The organism is Pseudofrankia saprophytica (assembly GCF_000235425.2).
GTDB lineage: Bacteria > Actinomycetota > Actinomycetes > Frankiales > Frankiaceae > Pseudofrankia > Pseudofrankia saprophytica.
Map to the genome: position 1 here is coordinate 7,466,600 of NZ_KI912266.1, position 16,385 is coordinate 7,482,984.

18 protein-coding genes are annotated in these 16,385 nt (G+C 72.4%); 5 read left to right on the top strand and 13 right to left on the bottom strand.

All coding sequences use genetic code 11. From position 1 onward, the window contains the following. The 8 genes from FRCN3DRAFT_RS0231465 to FRCN3DRAFT_RS0231500 are packed head-to-tail and all read right to left on the bottom strand — an operon-like array spanning position 1 to position 6,956. Entirely contained in the window at positions 1 to 792 is a 792-nt protein-coding gene (locus FRCN3DRAFT_RS0231465; protein WP_007508224.1) for an SDR family NAD(P)-dependent oxidoreductase, read from the bottom strand. Next, on the bottom strand, positions 789 to 1,967 hold the full coding sequence (locus tag FRCN3DRAFT_RS0231470; protein WP_007508225.1) for an aromatic ring-hydroxylating oxygenase subunit alpha: 1,179 nt from the start codon (positions 1,965 to 1,967) through the stop codon (positions 789 to 791). The genes FRCN3DRAFT_RS0231465 and FRCN3DRAFT_RS0231470 overlap by 4 nt, the downstream gene beginning before the upstream one ends. Then, positions 1,964 to 3,439, bottom strand: a complete 1,476-nt coding sequence (locus FRCN3DRAFT_RS0231475; RefSeq protein WP_007508227.1) for an amidohydrolase family protein — start codon at positions 3,437 to 3,439, stop codon at positions 1,964 to 1,966. The genes FRCN3DRAFT_RS0231470 and FRCN3DRAFT_RS0231475 overlap by 4 nt, the downstream gene beginning before the upstream one ends. Continuing rightward, on the bottom strand, positions 3,436 to 3,795 hold the full coding sequence (locus tag FRCN3DRAFT_RS0231480; RefSeq protein ID WP_007508229.1) for a nuclear transport factor 2 family protein: 360 nt from the start codon (positions 3,793 to 3,795) through the stop codon (positions 3,436 to 3,438). Before FRCN3DRAFT_RS0231480 ends, FRCN3DRAFT_RS0231475 begins: the two co-directional genes overlap by 4 nt. Then, positions 3,792 to 4,667, bottom strand: coding sequence for an SDR family NAD(P)-dependent oxidoreductase (locus tag FRCN3DRAFT_RS0231485; protein WP_007508231.1), 876 nt, complete (start codon positions 4,665 to 4,667; stop codon positions 3,792 to 3,794). The genes FRCN3DRAFT_RS0231480 and FRCN3DRAFT_RS0231485 overlap by 4 nt, the downstream gene beginning before the upstream one ends. Then, on the bottom strand, positions 4,664 to 4,945 hold the full coding sequence (locus FRCN3DRAFT_RS0231490) for a lipoyl domain-containing protein (RefSeq protein ID WP_007508232.1): 282 nt from the start codon (positions 4,943 to 4,945) through the stop codon (positions 4,664 to 4,666). The genes FRCN3DRAFT_RS0231485 and FRCN3DRAFT_RS0231490 overlap by 4 nt, the downstream gene beginning before the upstream one ends. After that, positions 4,942 to 5,931: an alpha-ketoacid dehydrogenase subunit beta gene (locus tag FRCN3DRAFT_RS0231495; RefSeq protein WP_007508234.1), complete on the bottom strand. Its 990-nt coding sequence runs from the start codon at positions 5,929 to 5,931 to the stop codon at positions 4,942 to 4,944. Before FRCN3DRAFT_RS0231495 ends, FRCN3DRAFT_RS0231490 begins: the two co-directional genes overlap by 4 nt. After that, positions 5,928 to 6,956: a thiamine pyrophosphate-dependent dehydrogenase E1 component subunit alpha gene (locus FRCN3DRAFT_RS0231500; protein WP_007508236.1), complete on the bottom strand. Its 1,029-nt coding sequence runs from the start codon at positions 6,954 to 6,956 to the stop codon at positions 5,928 to 5,930. Before FRCN3DRAFT_RS0231500 ends, FRCN3DRAFT_RS0231495 begins: the two co-directional genes overlap by 4 nt. Positions 6,957 to 7,080: 124 nt before the next feature. On the opposite strand from FRCN3DRAFT_RS0231500, the gene FRCN3DRAFT_RS0231505 reads away from it, so the two are divergent. The 4 genes from FRCN3DRAFT_RS0231505 to FRCN3DRAFT_RS0231520 are packed head-to-tail and all read left to right on the top strand — an operon-like array spanning position 7,081 to position 11,340. Next, on the top strand, positions 7,081 to 7,842 hold the full coding sequence (locus tag FRCN3DRAFT_RS0231505; RefSeq protein ID WP_007508238.1) for an SDR family NAD(P)-dependent oxidoreductase: 762 nt from the start codon (positions 7,081 to 7,083) through the stop codon (positions 7,840 to 7,842). A 60-nt stretch (positions 7,843 to 7,902) separates the two neighbouring features. Further along, the gene (locus FRCN3DRAFT_RS0231510; RefSeq protein WP_027141112.1) at positions 7,903 to 9,384 is read left to right on the top strand and encodes an aldehyde dehydrogenase; all 1,482 of its coding nucleotides are present in this window, start codon (positions 7,903 to 7,905) and stop codon (positions 9,382 to 9,384) included. After that, on the top strand, positions 9,381 to 10,346 hold the full coding sequence (locus FRCN3DRAFT_RS0231515; protein ID WP_007508242.1) for a TIGR03619 family F420-dependent LLM class oxidoreductase: 966 nt from the start codon (positions 9,381 to 9,383) through the stop codon (positions 10,344 to 10,346). The genes FRCN3DRAFT_RS0231510 and FRCN3DRAFT_RS0231515 overlap by 4 nt, the downstream gene beginning before the upstream one ends. A gap of 16 nt (positions 10,347 to 10,362) precedes the next feature. Beyond that, positions 10,363 to 11,340 (top strand): sucrase ferredoxin, encoded by a 978-nt coding sequence (locus tag FRCN3DRAFT_RS0231520; protein WP_007508244.1) that lies wholly within the window; start codon positions 10,363 to 10,365, stop codon positions 11,338 to 11,340. A 34-nt stretch (positions 11,341 to 11,374) separates the two neighbouring features. Here the strand turns inward: FRCN3DRAFT_RS0231520 and FRCN3DRAFT_RS0231525 are convergent, their stop codons facing one another. The 3 genes from FRCN3DRAFT_RS0231525 to FRCN3DRAFT_RS55490 form a co-directional block, all read right to left on the bottom strand. Next, positions 11,375 to 12,049: a response regulator gene (locus FRCN3DRAFT_RS0231525; RefSeq protein ID WP_007508246.1), complete on the bottom strand. Its 675-nt coding sequence runs from the start codon at positions 12,047 to 12,049 to the stop codon at positions 11,375 to 11,377. After that, complete coding sequence (locus tag FRCN3DRAFT_RS0231530; protein ID WP_007508249.1) at positions 12,046 to 13,416, bottom strand: sensor histidine kinase; 1,371 nt, start codon at positions 13,414 to 13,416, stop codon at positions 12,046 to 12,048. Before FRCN3DRAFT_RS0231530 ends, FRCN3DRAFT_RS0231525 begins: the two co-directional genes overlap by 4 nt. Before the next feature lie 75 nt (positions 13,417 to 13,491). Next, the gene (locus FRCN3DRAFT_RS55490; RefSeq protein WP_198536054.1) at positions 13,492 to 13,743 is read right to left on the bottom strand and encodes a hypothetical protein; all 252 of its coding nucleotides are present in this window, start codon (positions 13,741 to 13,743) and stop codon (positions 13,492 to 13,494) included. Here FRCN3DRAFT_RS55490 and FRCN3DRAFT_RS0231535 point away from each other — a divergent pair. Further along, positions 13,736 to 14,392 (top strand): CPBP family intramembrane glutamic endopeptidase, encoded by a 657-nt coding sequence (locus tag FRCN3DRAFT_RS0231535; protein ID WP_198536055.1) that lies wholly within the window; start codon positions 13,736 to 13,738, stop codon positions 14,390 to 14,392. The two genes, FRCN3DRAFT_RS55490 and FRCN3DRAFT_RS0231535, sit on opposite strands and share 8 nt — an antisense overlap. Before the next feature lie 386 nt (positions 14,393 to 14,778). Here FRCN3DRAFT_RS0231535 and FRCN3DRAFT_RS0231540 read toward each other — a convergent pair whose 3' ends face one another. After that, complete coding sequence (locus FRCN3DRAFT_RS0231540; protein ID WP_007508254.1) at positions 14,779 to 15,630, bottom strand: class I SAM-dependent methyltransferase; 852 nt, start codon at positions 15,628 to 15,630, stop codon at positions 14,779 to 14,781. Beyond that, positions 15,605 to 16,348: a helix-turn-helix domain-containing protein gene (locus FRCN3DRAFT_RS47150; RefSeq protein WP_007508256.1), complete on the bottom strand. Its 744-nt coding sequence runs from the start codon at positions 16,346 to 16,348 to the stop codon at positions 15,605 to 15,607. The genes FRCN3DRAFT_RS0231540 and FRCN3DRAFT_RS47150 overlap by 26 nt, the downstream gene beginning before the upstream one ends. Between the last annotated feature and the right edge of the window lie 37 nt (positions 16,349 to 16,385).

Sequence of the window (16,385 nt, forward strand, 5' to 3'; positions counted from 1 at the left end):
CTAACCGAGGAAGAACTTGCCGCCGTCGTAGGAGATGGTCTGGCCGGTCATGTAGCGGGAGGCGTCACTGGCAAGGAACACGACCGGGCCGGCGACGTCGTCCTCGGTGGCGACCCGCCCGATGAGCTGCATGCGGAACTCCGGGGTGCCCGTCATCTGCTCCTCGCGTTCCAGCACGCCGAGCGCGATCGCCTCGGCCGCCATCGAGCCGACCGACAGCGCGTTGACCCGGATTCCCAGCGGGGCCAGCTCCTTGGCCAGCGACTTCGTCATCGCGATGACCGCGCCGCGGGCCGTCCCGTAGTCGAGCCAGTTGCGCACGCCGTAGGCGGCCGACGAGGTGTGGTTGACGATCGCCGCGCACGGTGACCTGGCGAGCTCTGGGACCGCGGCCTTGCAGAGGAGGAACGTCCCGCGCACCATCACCGCCATCGTCGTGTCCCAGTGCTCGGTCGTCATCTGCGCGAGGGGGGTGTACGTCGTGTCCCGGTAGCGGTTCGGGTTGTTCACCAGCACGTCGAGCCGGCCGAACTCCGCCGTGGCGAACGCGACCGCTCCCTGCGCGCTGGCCTCGTCCGTGACGTCGAGATGGCAGAACCGGGCGGTCCCGCCGTCCTTCTCGATGAGGTCGAGCGTCTCCGCGCCCGCGTCGAGGAACTGGTCGGCGACGACGACCTGCGCGCCCGCGGCCGCGAGGGCGCGGGCATACCCGCGGCCAGCCGCCTGAGCCGCGCCCGTCACCAGGGCGACCCGCCCGGCGAGCGGTTTGGCCAGCGGTTCGGTCCCGTTCATGCCGGCTGCGCCACGGCCGAGCCCAGGACCTGGCGCAGGGTGCGCGCCATGTGCTGCATCACCGGCTCGTTGCGGCCGAACACCAGCGTCTTCGGCACGAACGGCGAGCGCAGCCCGAGGCCGGCCCGCGTCGCCATCTCGTAGTCCTCCTTGTCGACGACCGTCTGGCACGCCCAGCGGACCGCCTCCTCCAGCTCCTTGGCCTCCTGGGGTGAGGCGGGCAGCTCGCGGCGGTAGGCGTAGTGCAGCGCCACCGTCTCGTGCAGACCCTGCCCCGGGTAGATCGTGAAGATCTCCAGCCGGTCGCCGACCACCGAGAAGCTCAGGTTCGGGAAGAGCCGGTAGTTGAGGTTGATCTGGCCGTCGTCGACCGGCCGCCAGTCCTCCTCCGGCGTCTCGCGCAGCCTGTCGACGGTGCGCATCGTCGAGGTCATCAGGGCGTGCTCGCCGTAGAAGTCCGCGATCGAGGTGTTGCTGTAGACCAGCGGGCGGGCGGTCTCGCGGTGCAGGTGGGCGAAGTGGTAGGTCTCGCAGTGGGTGCCCCAGACGACCTTCCAGTTCGTCGCCACCGGGTGCGGATGGGTCGCGGCGATCGGGTGCCAGGTCTCGAAGCCGAACGACGCGAACTGCTCCCCGAGGCCGGCGAGGTACTCGTCCACCGTGAACGGCGCGTCGGGGTTGGCCGACGCGAAGATCATGCCGTGGCGTTCCTCGGCTGGCAGCTCGATCAGCCCGCGGTCCTCGCGGCGCATGTCGGAGAATCCCTCGGCGCCCGGCAGGCCGACGAGCCGGCCCTCCAGGTCGTAGACCCACGCGTGGAACGGGCAGGTGAACCGGCGGGCACCGGTACCGCACCCCGGTTCCACGACCCGCACGCCCCGGTGCTGGCACATGTTGAGGAAGGCCCGCACCCGGCCGGACGCGTCGCGGGTGAGCAGCATCGGCGTGCTGGTCGCGTCGAACGTCAGCCACGAGCCGGGCTCGGGCAGGTCGCGGGTGAGGCCGACGAACATCGGGTAGCGGTTGAAGACGATCCGGCGCTCCAGCTCGAACTGCTCGGGCGACCGGTAGCCGTCCAGCGGCTCCTCCATGGTGTGCTCGGCCAGGTCGGTCGTCCTACGGTCGATGAGGTCCAGGGTCCGCCGGCCTAACTCGCGCTGCATGTGTGCGTTCATGCGGTCCGCTCCAGTTCCCTCGCTCCTGGCTCGCCGGCGGCCCGGTTTGCCGCCTGGATGCGTTCGGCATCCGCCGCGACGGCGGTGCCCGCGAAGAACTCCGGCGACGTGCCGCCGTAGAACCGCACCGCGTTCACGCAGGTGAACTCCTCGAACTGCGCGGGCGTGAGAATGCCGTCCTCGACCAGCTCGTAGGCCTCGAGGAGCGGGTGGGTGAACGACGGGACGTCCCAGTGCCCGAGGTCGGAGCCCATCATCGCCCGCAGTTGGGCACCGAGCGGGTTGACTCGGCTGTCGTAGGCGAGGCCCACCAGCGGGTCGTCGCCCTCGCATCCCCAGTAGAAGCCGCGGACGAACGCGTCCCGGATCTCCTCGGCCGAGCTGACTCCGCTGGCGGCGAAGTCGTCGACCTGGCCGTCCACGGCCGACACACCGGGCACGAGCTGCTCAGGCCGGTAGTGGGCGAGCTCCGGGGCGTGCCTCGTCGCCAGCCGGGCCAGCTCCGCCGGGTCGAGCCGGGCCGGGTCGAGCCGGCCCAGCCCCGCCTTCCCGCGTTTCTCGAACCGCGACACCAGGTCGCCGTAGACCCGCACGCCGCCCGCCACGCCGCCCTCCAGCAGCGCGACCCGCAGGTCGGGAAACCTCGTCATGACCCCGCCGAGGAACAGCGACTTGGCGGTCGCCTCCCCCACCGCCGCGAAATGCCCGGCGGCGTAGGAGTAGTTCGACGGCGAGAAGTGGCCGGTGAACCTGAAGCCGTTCGAATGGCACGACAGCGGGACGCCGAGCTCGACCGCCTTGGCCCAGAACGGGTCGTAGTCGTGGTCGCTGTCGAGCCCGAAGTTGTCGATCCGCTGCAGCCTCGACCGGTACTCGGGTGGCGCGTCGGCGAACGCCGGGATCGGCCGCCAGACGAACGACGGCATCAGCGCCGCCCGCAGCCCGAGCGACACCGCGTGCTCCAGTGCCGCGATCCCCTCGTCCGGGGTGTGCGCCGGGATGACCGCGACCGGGGCGAGCCGGTCGCGGTAGGGCGCGTAGGCCTGCGCGACGTAGGCGTTGTAGAGCCTGGCGAGCCCCACCCGGGTGTCGGGGTTCTCCAGCGACAGCAGCACCATGCCGCGCGACGGGTAGATGACCGCGAAGTCGATCCCGGCCTCGCCGAGCCGCTCGTGGTACAGCGACGGCATGGCGACGGTCGCGTAGTCCAGGGTGTCGCTCGGCGTCCACCACACCGGGCGGGCCGACAGGTGCAGCCGGCGGCGCTCGGCGAGCGACGGCACCCGCTCGCCGGACCCGTCTGCGAGGCCCAGGGCCTTCACCGCCGGGTCGTCGAGCAGCTGGCCGCCGCCGTTGTCGCGCACGAAGTCGGCGAACGCGACACTGATCTCGACGTGGTGCGCGTCGGCGTCGATGACCACGTGGCCGAGGTCCTCCCGGACGCGCCGGGCACTGGTCGACTGTCCGGTCATGACCGGGCCCCCTCGGCGAAGACGAGCATGGTGGCGATCCGTCCGTTCTCGACGCGGATGATGTCGAGGCCGACGGCGACGGCCGTGGGGAACGCCCAGCGGACGTACGCCCGGCTCCAGTCGTGGTGGCTCTCGGGGGGCGTGGCCAGCGTCGCGGTCACGCCGTCGGGCCAGGCGGCGGTGTAGTCGGTGACGTGGTCGGCGAGGGCGCGGCGCCCGCGCACGACCGGCCGTTCGTCCGGCGGGACGAACTCCACCTCGTCGGCGCAGCAGGCCTCGAAGCGGCGCAGCCGCTCCACCGGGTCACGGGTGACCCAGGCCGCCGTCCACTCGGCGAACAGCTCCTCGGGGGTCATCGCCCGCTCCCGGCGCGCAGGCCGGCGAGCGCGACGGCGGGCAGGGTGACGCTCGCACCGCCGTCGGTGGCGAGCACCTGGCCGGAGATCCAGCTCGACTCGTCGCTGGCGAAGAACAGCGCCGCGTACGCGACGTCCCAGCCGGTGCCATGGGTGACCGCGCCGAGCGGCAGGACGGAGGCGGCGGTCTTCTGGATCTCGGTGAGATCCTGGCCGAGCTTCTCGGCGGCGCCCTGGGTGCGCGGCGTCCGCACCGAGCCGGGAACGACGACGTTCACCCGGATGCCGAGCGGCCCGTGCGCCGCGGCCATCTCCTGGGACAGCGAGATCATCCCGCCCTTCGCCGCCGAGTAGGCGGCGAACCCGATCGCGCGCAGCGCGCCGATCGAGGAGATGTTGACGATCGACCCGCCGCCGCTCGCGGCCATCGCCGGGATGGCGAACCGGGACACCTGGTAGACGGACTTCAGATTGATCCGCAACAGGTCGTCCCAGGCGTCCTCGGCCGTGTCCAGGATGCTGCCGGGACGGGAGACGCCGACGTTGTTCACCAGGATGTCGAGCCGGCCGAACGCGTCGAGCGCGGCCTGGGTGAAGCGCTCGCCGTCGGCGGCGACCGTGACGTCGCCGGCGACGACGACGGCGCGACCGCCGGCCTGCTCGATCTCCTTGCGGGTCACCTCGGCGCGGTCGGGAGCGTTGTCGACGAGCACGACGGCCGCGCCGTGCCGGGCGAGCAGCAGCGCGGTCGCCTTGCCGGTGCCGACGCCGGGCCCCGGCACCTGGCCCGCGCCGGTCACGACGGCCACCTTGCCGGCGACCCGCCCGCGGCCGGGCTCGGCCGTCGGCCCTGACTCCTCCAGAACAGTCACGGTCCATCACCTTCGATCAGCGCGAGCGGGGTGAAGACGGGAACGGTCTCCTCGGGTTGGACGAGGATCCGGGACAGCACACCGGTCGCCGGGGCGACCACGACGACGGTGGTCTTCTCGGCCTCGATCTCGGCGATCTCCTCGTCCTCCTCGACCGGGTCGCCCTCGTTCTTGAACCACGCCAGGACGGTGCCCTCGGTCATCCCCATCCCGAACTGGGGCAGGTTCACCTCGGTGGTCACGGGCTGATCGGTGGTCACGGGCTTTTCGGTGGTCACGGGACGGCGAGCTCCTTCGGCGAGCCGAGCAGCGCGGTCGCGGCGGCGGCGATCCGCTCCGGCGTCGGGTACATGAGCCGTTCGAGGGCGGGGCTGAACGGCGGGTGGACGTCCGGGGCGACGACCCGCGCGATGGGAGCACGCAGCGAGGAGAAACCCTCCTCGGCGACGATCGCCGCGATCTCGGCCGCCGCCCCGCAGGTCTTGTGCGCCGGGTCGGCGACGACGAGCCGGCCGGTCTTCTCGACCGACGCGAGGATCGCCCCCTTGTCCAGCGGCACCAGTGTGCGCGGGTCGATCACCTCCAGCTCGACGCCGTGGCTCGCGAGCTCGGCCGCGGCCTTCAGCGCGGCGGGCACGGCGTCGCCGATCGCGACGACGGTGACGTCCCGCCCCTCGCGGGCGACGGCCGCCTTCCCGAGCGGGACGAGATGGTCCCCGTCCGGTACCTCGCCCTTCACGCCCCACAGCCGCAGCGGCTCGAAGAAGACGACCGGGTCGTCGTCGCGGATGGCCGACTTCAGCAGCCCGAGCGCGTCCGCCGGCGTCGTCGGGACGACGATCTTCAGCCCGGGGACGTTCATGAGCTGCGGGTAGGGCCGGTCGGAATGCTGGGCCGCGGTCGCGTTCGCGTACTTCATCGCGGCGCGGAAGACGATCGGCACGCTCGCCTGGCCACCGAACAGGTACCGGTTCTTCGCCGCGTGGTTCACGATCTGGTCCCACGCGACGTACATTAGGTTGGCGATCGTGTAGTCGACGATCGGGCGCAGGCCCGTCATCGCGGCGCCGATCGCGGCACCGGTGAAGCCCTCCTCGGAGATCGGCATGACCGGGACCCGGTCCGGGCCGAACTCGTCGACGAACCCGTTCGTCGGCATCGTCCAGAACCGGCCGTCCTCGCAGAACACGACGACGGTCGGGTCGCGCCGCATCTCCTCGAGCATCGCCTCACGCAATGCCTCGCGGTAGCTCATCGTCCTCATCGCGAGGCCTCCGCCGGCACGGCGGGCACGGCCGGCCCGGCGTCGAGCGGCGTCGCCCAGAGATCCTCGAACAGTTCCGCCGGCGCCGGCTGGGGGCTTCTCTTCGCGAAGGCGACCGCGGCGCGCACCTCGTCGGCGGCGGCCTGGGCGAGCGCCGCGAGCTGGTCCTCGGCGACGCCGCCGGCGAGCAGCCGGGCACGGAGCAGCTCGACAGGGTCGCGCGACCGCCAGTGTTCGACCTCGTCGGGCGGCCGGTGCGAGAGGTCCATGTTTCCGTACTCGGCGTGGTCGCGGTAGCGGTAGGTCCGCGCCTCGACGAGGGTCGGCCCGCCCCCGCGGCGCCCGCGCTCGACGGCGGCGCTCACCACGTCGAACACGGCGGCGACGTCCTGGCCGTCGACGACGACACCCGGCATCCGGTACGCGGCCGCGCGGGCCGCGATGGTGTCGCTCGCCATCGTGTCGGCCAGCGCCGTCGACATCGCGTACAGGTTGTTCTCGCAGACGAACACGACGCCCAGGCCCCAGACCGAGGCGAGGTTCAGCCCCTCGTGGAACGACCCGATGTTGGCGGCGCCGTCGCCGAAGAACGCCAGCGCCACCTGCTCGGTGCCGCGTACGCGCGCGCTGTAGGCGGCGCCGACGGCCTGCGGGATGCCCGCGCCGACGATCGCCGTCTCGCCGAGGCTGCCGACGCCGAAGTCGGCGAGGTGCATCGAGCCGCCCTTGCCGTGGCACACGCCGGTCCGCCTGCCCATCAGCTCGGCCATGAGCGGGCCGAGCGGCGCGCCCTTGGCGATCGGATGGCCGTGGGAGCGGTGGTAGCCGACCATGTAGTCGTCGTCGCGCAGCGCCAGGCACGAGCCGACGACCGTGGCCTCCTGGCCGATACAGATGTGCACCGAGCCGGCGATGCCCTGGCCCTTGCGCACGATGTCCATCGCCGCCTCCTCGAAACGGCGGATGCGCAGCATCCGGCGTAACGCCTCGAGGTCCTGCTCTCTGTTCATCAACCCTGCGTTCATCAACCCTGCTTCTTTCCCCGTATGCACGGCTCAGGGTTCCGCCCGGCACGCATCATCCCTTGCGGGCGGTTTCGATGCAAGGGTACCCTTGCATCCTGTCTGGCCAGCAGCGAGAGAGGTTGCCATGACTGACTTCACGGGACGCGTGGCTGTCATCACCGGCGCCGCGCACGGCATCGGGTCGGAGTACGCGCGGCACTTCGCCGGCCGCGGCGCCCACGTCGTGGTCGCCGACATCGACGGCCCGGCGGCCGAGACCATGACCAAGGAGCTGACGGCGGCCGGCTTATCGGCCAGCACGCTCGTCCTGGACATCTCCGACGCGGAGGCCTGCCGCGCCGCCGTCGACGGGGTCGTCGCCGAGCGGACGTCGATCGACTTCCTCGTCAACAACGCGGCGCTCTACGCCAACCGCGACTTCGCGATCGCCGAGGAGATCGACCTCGGCATGTGGCAGCGGATGATCGACATCAACGTCAGCGGCACGTTCTACATGTGCCGAGCCGCCATCCCGCGCATGAAGGAGCAGGGCTTCGGCCGCATCGTCAACCAGAGCTCGGCGTCGGTCTACGCGACCGTCCCCCGCTCGCTGCACTACTCGATGTCGAAGGCCGCCGTCATCACGATGACGAAGACGCTGGCCCGCGAGCTGGGCCCGTTCGGCATCACCGTGAACGCGATCGCTCCGGGCGTCATCGACACCGAGGCGACGCTGAAGGTCGTGCCCCGCGAGGTCCTGGAGAAGGGCCTCGGCAACGCGGCCCTGCGCCGCATCGGCCACCCGACCGACCTCGCCCCGGTCGTCGGCTTCCTCTGTTCGGAAGGCGCTGGCTACATCACCGGTCAGACGATCATCGTCGACGGTGGCATCAACATGCTCGGCTGACCGCCGCGTCGAGCAGGCGTTGCCGAGTGGACGGACGACGACGAGGGGATGCGGTCAGGCGTGGACCAGCGACTGATGTACCGGGACGCGTTCTTCATCGATGGCGGCTGGGCCGCGCCGAGCGGCCCGGACCGGTTCGGCGTCATCTCGCCGTCGAGCGAGGACGTCGTGGGTGAGGTCCCGCTCGCGACGGGCGGCGACATCGACCGGGCGGTCGCCGCCGCCCGGGCCGCGTTCGACGACGGCCCGTGGCCGCGGATGACGCCGGCGCAGCGCGGCGAGGTCCTCGCCCGCGCGGCGAAGCTGCTGGCCGAGCGCGCGGGCCAGATCGCCGCCGTGACCGTCGACGAGATCGGCTGCCCGGTGAGCAACCCGGCGTCGCAGACCGGGCTGGTGGCGCCGGTGTTCGAGTACTACGCGGGCCTGGCGGCGGCGTTCCCCTTCGAGCGGATCGTGACGGCCGGCCCGCGCGCGGGTCTCGTCACCCAGGAGCCGGTCGGCGTCGTCGGCGCGATCGTGCCGTGGAACGCGCCCGTCACCCTGGCCGCCTGGAAGACGGCGCCGGCGCTGGCCGCCGGCTGCACGGTGGTCATCAAGCCTCCGCCGGAGGCACCGCTGTCGACGTTCGTGCTCGCCGAGGCGCTGCGGGACGCGGGCCTACCGCCGGGGGTCGTCAACGTCGTGCCGGGCGGTCGCGAAGTGGGCGAGCACCTGGTCACCCACCCCGGTACCGACAAGATCGCCTTCACCGGCTCCACCGCCGCCGGCAAGCGGATCATGAGCCTGTGCGGCGAGCAGATCAAGCGGGTCTCGCTGGAGCTCGGCGGCAAGTCCGCCTGCATCCTGCTCGACGACGCCGACGTGGCCGCGGTCGTGCCGACGGTCGTCGGCATCGGGCTGAACCGCTCCGGCCAGGTCTGCGCCGCCCAGACCCGGATCCTCGTGCACCGGTCCCGCTACGCCGAGGCGCTGGAGGCCGCGGGCGCCACCGCGGCGGCGATCCCGCTCGGCGACCCGCACGACCCGGCGACGGTGATCGGCCCGCTGGTCGCCGAGCGGCAGCGGGCCCGCGTCGAGGGCTACATCGGCGACGCCGTGGAGCACGGCGCGCGGGTCGTCACCGGCGGCGGGCGGCCCGCCAACCCGCCGAAGGGCTGGTACGTCGAACCCACGATCCTCGGCGACGTCGACAACGGGATGCGGGTCGCCCGGGAGGAGATCTTCGGCCCGGTGCTGTGCGTCATCCCGTTCGACGACGCCGACGAGGCCGTCCGGATCGCGAACGACTCGCCGTACGGGCTGGCCGGCGGCGTCTGGAGCGCCGACCCGGCGCGGGCGCTCGCCGTCGCGCGCCGGCTGCGCACCGGCGCCGTGAACGTGGGCACCGACTTCCCGCCGTTCCCGCTGGTGCCCTTCGGCGGGTTCAAGCAGTCCGGGCTCGGCCGCGAGCTCGGGCCGGAGGGGCTGGCGAGCTTCCTGGAGCCGCGCTCCATCGGCCTGCCCGCGTCGCTCGCGGAGGCGCTCGCGGGCGGAAACGCATGAGCACCGCCCAGCTCTCGATCCGTTACCTGGCGCTGGCGCCGGCGGACCCCGGCTCGTGGCGCCCGCTGCTCAGCCGGGTAGTCGCCGCCGACCGGGCCGGCATCGACCGGGTGGTGCTCTCCGGTGAGCACGTCGTCTTCGGCGAGCACATGGAGAACTACGCGCGGCCCGAGATCGGCGGCCGCGTCGGCGGCGGGCAGCCGACGGGGCCGGACGGCCACTTCCTCGAGCCGATGACGACCATGTCGTTCCTGGCCGGGATGACGTCGCGGGTGCGGCTCACCAACAGCATCCTGCTCGCCGCGCTGCGCAGGCCGGTCGTGCTGGCCAAGAGCGCCGCCACGCTGGACGTGCTCTCCGGCGGCCGGCTCGACCTCGGTGTCGGCATCGGCTGGCAGCGCGAGGAGTACGAGGCCGCCGGGCTGGAGTTCTCCCGGCGCGGCCGGCTGCTCGACCACACCCTCGAGGTCTGCCAGCTGCTGTGGCGGGAGCCCCGGGCCAGCTACCACTCCCCCGAGTTGTCCTTCGAGAACATCCATCTCAACCCGAAGCCGGTCCAGCCGGGCGGCGTGCCGATCTGGGTCAGCGGAACGGTCAACCCCGGCGCGATGCGCCGCCTCGCCCGGTTCGGCGCCGGCTGGATCCCGTGGGGGCCGGCGTCCGACCGCGCCGCCGACCTGGTCGAGACGATCCCCCGGATGCGCGACGCCGTCGCCGCACACGGCCGCGACCCGCTGGAGCTCGGGATCGCCGGCAAGCTCGCGAACGTGCCCGGCCCGGACGGGACGCCGGAGCTGGGCGCGACGATGGACGGTCTCGCGGCACTGCTCGCGGCCGGGGTCACCGACGTGCGCCTCCAGCTGCCAGTGCCGGATGACACAGCCGCGGCGGAGGACTACCTCACCCCGTGGGTAAGTAGGTTTCGGGAGATGACCGGCGCCGTCCGGGCCGGGATCGGCTGAACGGAAGGTGACCGCCGTGACCGTCGACTCCTCACCACAGGCGACGCCCCCCGACTCCGGCCAGTCCTACCGGTGCGCTCCCTGGACCCAGGCACAGGGAGCGGACCCGATCGGCTCGGCGCTCACCTGCGACCTGTTCGTCCTGATCGAGACGCCGCCGCCGTGGCCGCACGACATCGGCGAGCTACCGATCTTCGCCGGGCTGGCCCGGCGGGGACTGCCACCGGCCAGGCTGCTCGCCGTGCGCCCGTCGATCGACGGGCAGCCGGCCGGCCTGCCCGCGCGGCTCGCGGCGGGCGCGGGCGCCGGGGTGGGTGTGACGATCTGGCGACGTTCCCCGACGGGCGGCTTCACCGGCACCGACCACGTAGTCCCTGCCGGGGACGTCGTCGACCAGATCGCCCGGCTCGTCGAGGCACCGGACGGGCGGGGCCGGCCCGCGCCGCCGGAGGTGCTGATCTGCGGGCACGGCACGCGGGACACCTGCTGCGGCCGGCTCGGCACTCGGCTCGCCCTGGAGGAGACCGGCGCGTGGCCGGACGTGCGCGTCCGCCGCTGCAGCCACACCGGCGGCCACCGCTTCGCCCCCACCGGCTTCACCCTGCCCGACGGGCTGGCGTGGGGATTTCTCGACGCCGACGTGCTCGACACGATCGTCCGCCGGGCCGGCAGGCCGCCGCTGAGCGGCCACTATCGCGGCACCACCGCCCTCGGGATGTGGGGCCAGGTGGCCGAACGCGAGCTCTTCGAACGCTTCGGCTGGGCCTGGCTGGACCACCGGCTCACCTCGGCGAGCACCGACCCGGCGCCCGACGGCCGCTCGGCCACCGTCGACCTGGCCTGGGACGGCCCGTCCGGTCCTGGGCGCGCGACCGCGACGGTCGAGGTCGCCCGCGACCTCCCGGTCCTCGTCTGCGGCGAGCCTCCCGAGAACGCGAGGAAGAGCGCCCCGGACCTGGCTCTGCGTTCCTTCGCCATCGGCGGGGGCGGCTGAGCCGTCGCGCTGGCTGTGGCAGTGGTCTGGGGGCCTACTCGCGGCTGACGGGGCGGTCGGCGCCCGGGGTGACCAGGCCGGTCTGGTAGGCCAGGACGACCACCTGGACGCGGTCTCGCAGGTTCAGCTTCTGCAGGACGTGGGTGACGTGCGTCTTGACGGTTCCCTCGCCGATGAAGAGCTCCCGGCCGATCTCCGCGTTGGACCGACCGAGGGCGATCAGGCGGAAGACGTCCCGTTCGCGCGACGTCAGGTCGGTCAGCTCCGGCGGGGGCGTGGGGCGAGGGATGCGGACGAACTGGCTGATCACCCGTCTCGTGACGGTCGGCGACAGCAGCGCGTCGCCGGTCGCCACGGTGCGGATCGCGGCGATGAGTTGCTCCGGTGGGTCGTCCTTGAGGACGAAGCCGCTGGCCCCGGAGCGGAGCGCCTCGTAGACGTACTCGTCGAGGTCGAACGTCGTGAGAATCAGGACGCGCGCTGACCCGTTCGCCGCGAGGATCTGCTGGGTGGCGTGCAGGCCGTCGAGCTCGGGCATCCGGATGTCCATCAGGATGACCGTCGGGTCACAGCGGGCCGCCAGCCGCACCGCCTCCCGGCCGTTGCTCGCCTCGGCGACGACCTCGATGTCCGGCTCGCGGGCGAGCAGCATGCGAAAGCCCGCGCGGATCATGGACTGGTCGTCGGCTACGAGTACTCGGATGGTCATCGCCCACCGCCAGCGGAACCGTTGAGATCGGCGAGATCTGCGAGATCTGCGAAGTCGGCGCGGCCGGCGAAGTCGGCGCGGCCGGCCACGCCGGAACCGGTGCCCGGCGGGAGCGGCAGGCGCGTCCGCAGCAGGAAGCCCCCGCCGGGAGCCGGACCCGCGGTCATCTCGCCGCCGTAGATCTTCACCCGCTCCCGGATGCCGACCAGGCCATAGCCGATGCTGTCGCCCGGCGATCCGCCGTGCCCGTCGTCGCTGACGTCGATCGACAGCTGGCCCGGCTCGAAGCGGATCAGGACCTCGGCATGGCTGGCGCGCGCGTGCTTGAGGGCGTTCGTGAGCCCTTCCTGGATGATCCGGTAGGCGGAGAGATCGAGCGCCGGTGGCAGCTCGCCGCGCTCGCCCTCGACCCGTAGCCGCACCGGCAGGCCCGCGTGGCGGAAGTCGGCCGTCAGGAGCTCCAGGTTGCCAAGCCCCGGCTGGGGCGAAAGGTCGGGGTGCTCGTCGTCGCGGCGCAACGCGCCGAGCAGGCGACGCATGTCGCCCAGCGCCGTCCGGCCGGTCCGTTCCACACCGCGCAGCGCTTCCTTCTCCTCCTGGAACGCGTCGGGCAGGCCGTGGCGGACGGCACCGGACTGCAGCACGATCACGCTGACCGCGTGGGCGACGACGTCGTGCAGCTCGCGCGCGATCCGGGCACGTTCCTCCGCCACGGCGACCCGAGCCCCGGCGGCGCGCTCACGTTCGGCCAGCAGGGCTCGTTCCTCGGCCGCGGCCGCCTGCGCGGTGCGCTCGCGCAGCGCGAAGCCGGCGAGCCAGGCGATCGCGAACAGCGCGGGCGTGAAGACGAAGTTGTCGGTGTCATGGGCTGGGTCGTTGGAGACGATGATCTCCGTGCCGGCGAGGACGACGGCGAGACCGATGCCGGCCTGCCGGCTGTCCGCGAGCTGCCCCAGCAGCAGGGACGCGACCATTCCCGCCGCGAACACGCCCGCGCTGGCGGTGACGAGGGACCCGTCGACGAACGAGAACGCGCCCGCCAGCAGGAAGACCAGCACTGGCGCCGCGAACCGCCAGCCGCTCGCGCCGCCAGAGCCGGCCACCTCTGGACTACCCGAATCGATCACCGCCGAACCAGCCCGGCCCGAGTCGCCGCGACCTGGCCAACCGCTCCGGACATGACGGCCGAGCAGCGGTATCACGACGAGGACCGTCGCGGGCACGGCGAACCAGCGGGACGCCTGCTCGTCGGCGGGGTCCCGCCACCAGGCGGCGTCGAGAGCGCCCTCAACCGCGGCGACCACGATGAGCAGGTCCAGACCGTGGCTACGGACGAACCACCGCGCGAACGACCACAGGCGCTTCACGCGTCGAACATAGCGCCCTTTAGGGCTCCTCGCCTCCGACCAAAGTAAGAGGCGGCTCCCCCTGGGGTAGGAACGTCAATGTTCCCTTGGCTCGATGACATCGCCTTGTCGCGTCCATAACGTCGTATTCGGCATCACGACCAGACGACCGAAAGGATCGGCGATGACCGCCATGACATCGAGCGCGGCCGGAGAAAGATTGACTGCGCGTACCACCGACGAAAACGCCGCGGAACGTGGCCAGCCGCCGCAGTATTCGCTTCGCCAGATCGGCGCGGTCTGGGCGGCGGCCGCGTTGCCGATGGCATTTCTGTCCTGGGTGGCCACTCCCTGGCTCGCGCACCGGCTCGATGGGCCCGCGCCGCTGGCCCGCGCCCTCCTGCTCTGCATGACGATGGGCCTGGTCTGGCAGTTCCTGCTCGTCGTCATCCTGGTCGCCAGGGAGCAGCGGTCCCTGCGGTGGTCCCGCGTGCGGGACGTGTTGTGGCTGCGTGCCCCGCGCGGCACGCGCACGGAACGTCGCGGCGGGCGGCTCTGGCTCGTGCTCGTTCCATGCCTGCTGCTCTTCGCGGCCGAGGAGTTCCTGCCCATGGCGCCGTATCCGGCGAATCGCGACATGGGGACGTTCCTCGACTCGCCCGCCGGCCAGCAGCTCTTCTCCGGATCATGGAGCTGGTTCGCCCTGGTCGTGGCGCTCGCCGTCTTCAACACGGTGCTGGGTGAGGAGCTGTTGTTCCGAGGTCTGCTGCTGCCCCGCATGAACGGCGTCTTCGGCCGGCGTGACTGGGTCGCGAACGGCGTCCTGTTCGCCACCTACCACCTGCACATGCCGTGGGCCATCTCCAGCGCGCTGTTCGACACGTTCGCTCTCTCCTACCCGGCGAAACGCTACCGCAGCGCCCTCATCGGCATCGCCGTCCACAGCTCCCAGAGCATCGTCATCATCGCGGCGACGCTCGCGGTCGTCCTGAGATAGCCCGCCCGAAACGAGCGCGGAGGTCGACGAGAAATGACGGAAACACCGCCGCCGCCCAGCAGGGACTCGCGCCTACCTCGTCGCACCACCTCGCCCACGTATCGCCGCCGCTCCCAGCTTGGAATGACGCCACGATGAATCCACTGGCCCTGCTCGCGCCCGACTCCGCGATCATTTTCGGACAGAACATCGCGCGGTTCGTCCTCGCCGTCCTGACCGTGACGCTGGGCAGCGTGGCGGCGGTGTTCGGCATCGACGACCCACGCTGGTCGGCCGGAGGCCCGTCCCTCGCCCTGAACCGGCTGACGGCCGGCTCGGTCCCCGGGGGAACCGGCTCCGCTCTCGTCTGGTGCGTCCTGTTGGCCGTGCTCCTCCGTGCCACGGCGCTACGGCTGCCCCGCCTGTGCGTGGGCGACGACCAGCCAGCACGCCGCGGTGTACCGGATCTCCGTGCCCCGCTGGTAGGGGTCGAAGGCGGGGCGGACAGTCTCGACGACCTGGGCGCGGGTCCGCTCGTCGACCCCCTGAAGCGCCCGGCCGACGGGACCGAGCAGGGTGAGGTAGCGAACCAGCTCCGTTTCCGGCAGCGCGACCTCCACGTCGATCGGCTGGATGTCGATGCCGGTCCAGCCGCCCTCGTCGAGGAAATCGCGGACCCGGTCCTCCCGCGCGAGGGCGAACTGGCCGGGCGCGTCCGGGTCGCGGGGCGCCAGGTGTGGCAGGAGCGGCGCCGCGGCCCGCTCGGCCGTCGTCTGGAACGGATTCTCGCCGGGGCTCCGCCAGGTGATGAACCGGATCGTTGCGGTGTCCGTCCCGGCCCGCCGCAGGTTCGCGAAGGCTCGGGGGAAGTCGTCGAAGAACATGACGCCGAAGCGGGAGACGAGCAGCTCGAAGCCGGCCGGTTCGAAAGCGTGCGTGGCGGCGTCGGCGCGGACGAAGCCGGCCGACACACCCGCCCGTTCGATCCGCGCCCGGGCGGCCGCGATCATCGGCTCCGAGACGTCGACGCCCACGCAACGTCCCGCCGGGCCCGCCCGCCGCGCGGCGGCGAGGGTCGTCGCGCCCGTACCGCAGCCGACATCGAGCACGCTGGAGCCGGGAACCACCGCCTCCGCGAGCAGGTCCTCGAACGGCCGGTACATCTCGTCGATCAGGTCCTGCACCACCGTCCAGCCACGCGCGGCGGCGCCATTCCAGAGGGTCTCCTGTGAGTCATCGCGCCCAGGTGCGACTTCCATGGCCGTCTCCATCCTCTGGCCGCAGGTCACCGAAACCGTAACCGGGAGCCAGGCCGAGGCGGACGAGCAGATCGAGCAGGGGAACCGCGGCCGCCGCGATGGCGTCGAGCTCGTCGGCGTCCGGCGTCCGGGCGGCGGCACCCAGGACGAGCGTGACAGTGTCACCCAGCCGGATGGCTGGCACGGCGGTCGCCGCGCCCGCGCCCGCGGGTCCGGGTCCGGGTCCGGGCGCGGGACCGGGCGCTGACGCTGACGCGGCGACCGACGTGGGCGGCCGCGCCGCCGGGCGCCTCGGCGCGCCGCGCTTCCAGAACTCGGCGGGCGCCGCCGCGGGCGGGACGGCCATGGACGCGCGGACGGGACGCGGCGCTCCGACCAGCTCCGTGAGCTGAGGGTCGGACGCGCCGAGCAGTCGCTGCTGGATCTCTGCGAGCGACCGCCCCTCGGACTGAAGCTTCTTGATCGCGGCGAGTTGGAGCACGTGCCGAGGGCCGTAGAGGGCGACGCGGCCACGAGTGGCGACCGGCCGGTCGACCAGGCCGATCGTGGCGTACCAGCGGACGGTCCGCTCGGTCGGCAGCTCGCCGACGCGGCCACTGCTCTGGCCCTCGTAGTTGCCGGCGAGCAGCGCCGCCACCCGGCTGGGGAGCTCCCCGAGGGTCCACGGACCGGCGTCCGCGTACTCCCCCGCGGCCTCGACGTCAGGGTCCACAGTCATGATCCCTGCTCGACATCCCTGCGCGACCTCATGTGGC